Origin of the sequence: uncultured Clostridium sp., from assembly GCF_937920395.1 — a bacterium.
In the GTDB taxonomy this organism is placed as follows: Bacteria; Bacillota; Clostridia; order Clostridiales; family Clostridiaceae; genus Clostridium_AD.
In genome coordinates this window covers 1-6,240 of the sequence record NZ_CALEVF010000105.1, presented here as the reverse complement: position 1 = coordinate 6,240, position 6,240 = coordinate 1, and the positions used below count along the sequence as shown (strand labels likewise).

General features: G+C 29.4%; 6 protein-coding genes. All 6 read right to left on the bottom strand.

Translation table 11 applies throughout. From position 1 onward, the window contains the following. A partial coding sequence (locus tag Q0649_RS09150; protein WP_367179369.1) for an AAA family ATPase occupies positions 1–847 on the bottom strand: 847 nt, incomplete at its 3' end. 28 nt (positions 848–875) lie between these two features. After that, the gene (locus Q0649_RS09145) at positions 876–1,976 is read right to left on the bottom strand and encodes a toxic anion resistance protein (protein ID WP_298840568.1); all 1,101 of its coding nucleotides are present in this window, start codon (positions 1,974–1,976) and stop codon (positions 876–878) included. A gap of 78 nt (positions 1,977–2,054) precedes the next feature. Next, complete coding sequence (locus Q0649_RS09140; protein WP_298840566.1) at positions 2,055–3,701, bottom strand: YceG family protein; 1,647 nt, start codon at positions 3,699–3,701, stop codon at positions 2,055–2,057. A 485-nt stretch (positions 3,702–4,186) separates the two neighbouring features. Further along, positions 4,187–4,690: a Gx transporter family protein gene (locus Q0649_RS09135; RefSeq protein WP_298840563.1), complete on the bottom strand. Its 504-nt coding sequence runs from the start codon at positions 4,688–4,690 to the stop codon at positions 4,187–4,189. Positions 4,691–4,714: 24 nt separating this feature from the next. Continuing rightward, positions 4,715–5,101 carry a NusG domain II-containing protein gene (locus Q0649_RS09130; protein WP_298840560.1) on the bottom strand — a complete coding sequence of 129 codons (387 nt, stop codon included), beginning with the start codon at positions 5,099–5,101 and terminating at the stop codon, positions 4,715–4,717. Then, entirely contained in the window at positions 5,085–6,062 is a 978-nt protein-coding gene (locus Q0649_RS09125; RefSeq protein ID WP_367179370.1) for an FAD:protein FMN transferase, read from the bottom strand. The genes Q0649_RS09130 and Q0649_RS09125 overlap by 17 nt, the downstream gene beginning before the upstream one ends. Positions 6,063–6,240 lie beyond the last annotated feature (178 nt).

The following is a 6,240-nucleotide window of genomic DNA, read 5'->3' as shown; positions in this document are numbered from 1 at the left end:
CAGACCCCCTCATACTTTTAATAAACGCAGAAATTACATCGTAATGTTCATCTCTGTTCTTATCATATTGTATATGCTTCTTTTGCATACATTCCTCTGCAACCTCAATGGTTATGTTTATAACGCCATCAATACCTCTATCCGTTGTTAGTACTGATAATTCTAGGGCATTAAGTGCACGCCGCGCATCCCCATTTGCCATACTAGCAATATAATTTTTTGCATCTTCATTCAAACAAATATCAGTGTTACCAAAGCCTGAAACTTTATCTTTAAGCGCCCTTGAAATAATACATTTAATATTATCCTCATTTAATGATTCCAATTTAAATAACATAGACCTAGATATTAAAGCATTATTAACTTCATAATATGGATTCTCTGTGGTCGCTCCAATTAAAATTAATGTACCCTTCTCAACGAAGGGCAATAATGCATCCTGTTGGGCCTTATTAAATCTATGAATTTCATCTATAAATAATATTGTCTTAGCATTGTACATTCCTAAATTATTCTTAGCCTGAGTTACCACTTCTCTTAATTCCTTTAACCCATCAGTTACTGCATTAAGTCTAACAAAATTAGATTTCGTAGTATTTGCAATAACTTTAGCCAAACTTGTTTTACCAGTACCTGGTGGCCCATAAAGTATTAAAGAGGTTATTTTATCCGCTTTTATAGCTCTCCATAAAAGTTTTCCCTTTCCTAAAATATGCTCTTGACCCACATAATCTTCTAATTTACCAGGTTTTAATCTTTCTGCAAGTGGCGCTTCTTTTAATAAGTTCTTTTCCGCTTGTAATTCAAACAAATCCACATAATCACCTTCATTTTTTTCGTTTTGCATGCTTTACTTCTCTATGTCTTCTATATCCTTAACTTAAAGATTTTTGTTTTATTTTTTCTGTCATCTCGTGTATTTTAACTATTCCAACTTCTCTTAACTTTTTGTTTTCATCTTCAATGCTCTTTGTTTCCTCTATCCCCTGCATAATAGTATTCCAAGTTTTTTCTAGTGTTTCAATTTTCACGCTTGTTCCTCCAGCAAGTTTTGCTATATCAACACTTTGCATCCTTATGCTTTCCGCATTTTTCATTAATAATTCATTAGTAGTCCTATCAAGCTCTGCTAGTGAATCCGATACTAACCTTTGCTTTTTAAGTGCAATAGCTTGAATTATTCCATTTTTAAATACTGGTATAGTTATTATAAAAGCAGAATGTACTTTTGATATCAACTTATAATTTCCTCTTTGAATCATTTTAATTTGAGGTGCAGTCTGAAGTGATACCATCTTAGCCATTTCCAAATCGTATATCCTTTGTTTTAACATTTCAAGAGTTGCTTTAGCGTTCTCATAATTTATTGAATTTATTTGTTCACCATTTGCTGCTAGTGCTTCAAGTTTTGGAATGTCTTCAGTCTCATATTTTTCGACTACCATATTACCTGCAGTGATGTATTTTTCTAATTCTCCATAATACTCAAAGTTTTGATTATATAGGTTTTCAAGTAATAAATTAGCACTATTTATTTCTCTTTTATATACACTAAGCTGTGTATATATCTTATCTATTTCTCCACCAATGGTTTTATATTTACCCATCATTTTGTCAATTGCTTGACTTGGTTTACTAAATAACTTAGCAAAAAATCCAGTTTTCTCATCCTCAAAATCTTGCTTATCAAATTTTTTCATTATACTTGTAAGTTCTTTTATCATAACTCCAGAATTTTCAATACTATTGGTTTTGATAGAGTTTAATATTTGATCGGCAAATTTCGATATTTGAAGTGCTGGTTCATTACCAAATTCTAATACAGCATTTGCATCTTTAATATTTATTTTAGATGCTATCTGTATAACTTCAGGTGAAGTTTTAAGCTGTTGCATTATACTTGTTGCCTTTTTTTCTATTATCTCATTTCCAATACTCTCATCCTCTATTTTAAGTATTTGATCAACTTTTTCCATGATTTCACTCCTCTTATATATTGGGACTTATTTTTACACCATATGTCTTACTTGAAAATAATTAATTTATGATACCTACTAGCTATTAAATAAATTTTTAAAAAATCCTTTTTTCTTATCCGCATTTTTTTTAAAATGCAACTTAAAACTAACATTCTCTAGTCTGTGTATATCATATTGATCAGGATTAATAAAATTTTCTATATCATTATATCCTGAAGGATTATAAATAATAATATCTATTCCCATAGAATCCATAAATGCTAGCATTATACAATCTTCAAAAGATAGATTTCCATTTTCTTCATTATTATAAATTACAATCTTCGGAACCTCTTCTGGGTAATCAAATGATTGCAAAAGTTCTAAAATTTCCTTATCTAAATTTATTAGGACTGAAAAAATGTCCACTTGTAAATCCCTTAAATCTTCATTTTCAACATTTATTATTATAGGGTTAAGGCACAAGTCTTTAATTTTTTCTGCCATATTCCTCTGAAGTCCAGACCTAAGCCCCTTGTATTTCCACCAAGATGAATTAATCATTTCTGTAACATCAAATTTTGAAAAACTATTATTAGGATATACTTGATCAAACTTTCCATATTCTAAATGTACAGTATCCATTATGGGTAATTCATTATAGAATTTAGTAAATTTCTGAGTTATTATACCATTAATTTCTTTCCAATAAACATCAATATTTTCATGTATCCCACAAATTTTAGAAAATATATTAGGTAAAACTACAGTTGCCCCTTTTACAGTAAATCCATCTCTTATACTTGCTTTTTCCTTAATCCATATATATATTTCCTCATAGGTGGTATTAAGGGTAACTGCCTCAACATCATAATCTGCAAACTGCCAAGGCCTATAAAACCCAGAATCATTTGTATATAAAGTTTTATCTAACTCCTCCCTCGCACTAAATGCAGTAGTCTTAATTCTATCCTCACTATTGCTCGGGAAAGGCTTTATTTCACATTTAAAATTATAGACTATCTCCCTAGAAAAGGAATTAAATTTATCAATTTCTTTAAATAATCCAGAATTTTTCGGATTAAAATATAGAATATCACAACCGAGTGTTGATAATAATATTAAATAAAATACCTCCGCTTTTGAAATATCACCATAAAAAATCACCTTTGGATTAATCCTAGTATAATCGAAATTATCAAATAACTGTTTAGAATAAGTGTATAACCAATGCATATTATAGTTTACAATTAATTTAATATCATCGTTATTAACTAACTCATTACTCTTAATATAATATTCTATAAGACCCTTCAAATTATTCTTAATTTGTGCAAGCATTACTTTATTCGCAAGTTCCGGAAAAAATCCATTATCACTTATTAAATTTATAATTAAAGACACATCTATAACTTCCATAGAAAATACCCTTGTCCAGATATCATTCAATACATTTTGTAACCTTATACTGATATCTTTATCCAAACCTTCACTAAATCTAATATAAGATGACCCACCCTGACTTAACTCTTTGTCTAACCTATATAAATTTTCATAATACTCTTTTTCACTATTTTTTATACCTATAAATCTATAAAAGTAATTTGGGACAGTAACAACATTAGAATTATATTTAAACCTGTCCCTCTTATATATTTCTGTTTTTAGACTGCTAATTATATCTTCATTAATGTCTAAATTCACGCTATTAATTTCTAAATTATTCAAACTATTCTTTTCCATATTCACCTAACCTTTTCAATTGTATTTCCGTGTAAATATAGTCTATTCATCAATAATAATTATACCATATTAAACTCATAGTTTTTCAAACAAATATATTTAACAAAAGAGATACTAAATTTTTTTTAGTATCTCTTTTGTTAAATACGAATTGAACATAACAATTAATAATTGTTATTTTCCCCCTAATACGCGCGATAACGAACTTTTATAATTGTAGCTTAATAATAAGTATGAAATTTTTCTTAAGTGACTTTCAATAAGAAGTGAAAAAACAATTAGGATTCTGTTTTGTAATCCTTCTTTTGCAAATATAAAATTCTCGTAAGACTGCCAGGACGGCAGTCTAGCGAACCCGAAGCAGGACGCTGAGTGTGAGCGATAGAGAATTTTACATATGCAAAAGATTAGAATTTCTTAATAGAATTTCTTGTTTTGAATTCTTATTGATAGGCACACATGAGAAATTCCATGCTTTTTCCCATCTATAAACGTGGCAATATTTTTTCTAATCTATCTTTTAATATACTAGATAAAATTCCAATAAAATATCCTGTAACAATCGCTGCAACTAGTAATACTGGTAAATACACATATATTCTTAAGTCATTGATTATAAATCCTGCTACAAGTAACTGCCCTATGTTATGAAATACAGCACCACAAACACTAATTGTAGGTATACTTATATATTTTCTAAGATAGTTATAAAGTAGTACCATTACTATATTGCTAAGGATACCTCCAGCAAGACTAAAAATAAATGCTGACATACCTCCACCGAACATAGAACCCAATAATGTTCTTAAAATCATTATTAGAAATGCTTCTCTCCACCCAAGTAAAATCAATGCAACTAAGGATATAGAATTAGCAAGTCCTAATTTTATACCTGGGAATAGAACTGGTATCTGACCCTCAATTAAATAGATAACTAAGGCTATTGCAACCAACATACTAAGCAAAACCATTCTTTTAGTTTTTGTCATATTTACACCTACATTTTCTTCATTTTAAAATGTTCCACCATCTATATCCTGATCTGCTTTTGCCTCAATATTAATAATAACTTTATAAGGCAAACACACAATCATCTCACCAGGCTTTGTAATCCATCCACTCTTAACACATAATTTGTTAGGACAATTAGCATCTATTATTCTAATGCTATTATGTTTAACTGCTATTGTATTGTAATCACCATTCTCTGTTTTTAAAGTGAATTCTTCTGGCTTCACTACCTTATTTAAATCAATAGTTTTAATTACCTTGCCATCGCGTTTAATAACTGCAATGTTTTCTAACCCTTTAATTGAGTTTTTGTATATTAAAGTGCCCCCTGTTGTTATTAACACAATAATCAAAAGTATTATTCCAACTATCTTATCTCCCTTTTTCATAAGTAAACTCCTTACTTGTTAATTTAAAGTTATTTTTAAGTCCTGGCGTAACATATACTTTTTTATCCTTTGTTACAAAAATAGCCTCTACGCCTTTAATTGACTCTACCAGTTTAATACCTTTATCTAGTCCCAAAATATAAGTACTTGTAGATAAAGCATCACCATCAATTGACTTATCTGATACTATTGTTGTACTTATAAGACCTTCTTCAGCTGGGTATCCAGTTTTAGGGTCAAATATGTGATGATACCTTATTCCATCCTTAATAAAAAATCTCTCATAATTACCTGATGTAACTATCGATTTATCTGTAACACTAATCGTTCCTAAATATTCACCACGTGTACTTAATGGATTCTGTATACCTATATTCCAATCATCCCCATCAGGATTCGTTCCTATAGCATAAACATTACCACCTAGATTTATAAGCGCACTATTAATTTTATTATTTAATAAGACCTTTTTCACCTCGTCTGCCGTATATCCTTTTGCTATAGCACCAAGGTCCATAGCTTGATTGATTCCATTTAACTTAACTGTTGAATTTTTCTTATCTAGAGCAATATCTTTGTAATTAACTAACTTTAATTTACCGTTAATTTCATTTTTTGAAGGTAATCGCTCCTTATCTGTTCCTATACCCCAAAGTGAAACAATTGGTTCTATAGTTGCATCAAGAGCACCACCAGTTAATTTACTGTATTCAATAGATTTTTCTATTACATAATATGTATCTGAGCTAAGTTTTTGCCCTGATTTTCCAGCTTTTGAATTTAATTTAGAAATTTCAGAAGTTTTAACGTTAACAGACATTTTACTTTCTATATTACTTATTCTTTTTAAAGCCAAAGCAGTTGCCACCTGAGCATTTTTACCATATATCTTAAAATTCATAATTGTCCCCATCATATATGTTTCTTTTTCGACTGGTTCATCATTTATACCGCAAGACATTAAAAATGTTGGAATAATTAATATTATAAGTAAAAAACTAATCCTTTGTAATCTTTTTATGTTAACACACCGCCTCAAACTTGTCTTTAAATATATTATACCATAAATATATTTCAAATAAACTCCCCCCTCGTATAATGTAGTTGTAAGCATTGATAATAATTCAGTCATACTAACC

Excerpts from the sequence above, each read along its gene's own strand:
- Q0649_RS09130 (WP_298840560.1), bottom strand. The coding sequence starts at position 5,101 with ATGAAAAAGGGAGATAAGATAGTTGGAATAATACTTTTGATTATTGTG.
- Q0649_RS09140 (WP_298840566.1), bottom strand. The coding sequence starts at position 3,701 with ATGGAAAAGAATAGTTTGAATAATTTAGAAATTAATAGCGTGAATTTA.
- Q0649_RS09145 (WP_298840568.1), bottom strand. The coding sequence starts at position 1,976 with ATGGAAAAAGTTGATCAAATACTTAAAATAGAGGATGAGAGTATTGGA.
- Q0649_RS09135 (WP_298840563.1), bottom strand. The coding sequence starts at position 4,690 with ATGACAAAAACTAAAAGAATGGTTTTGCTTAGTATGTTGGTTGCAATA.
- Q0649_RS09125 (WP_367179370.1), bottom strand. The coding sequence starts at position 6,062 with ATGTCTTGCGGTATAAATGATGAACCAGTCGAAAAAGAAACATATATG.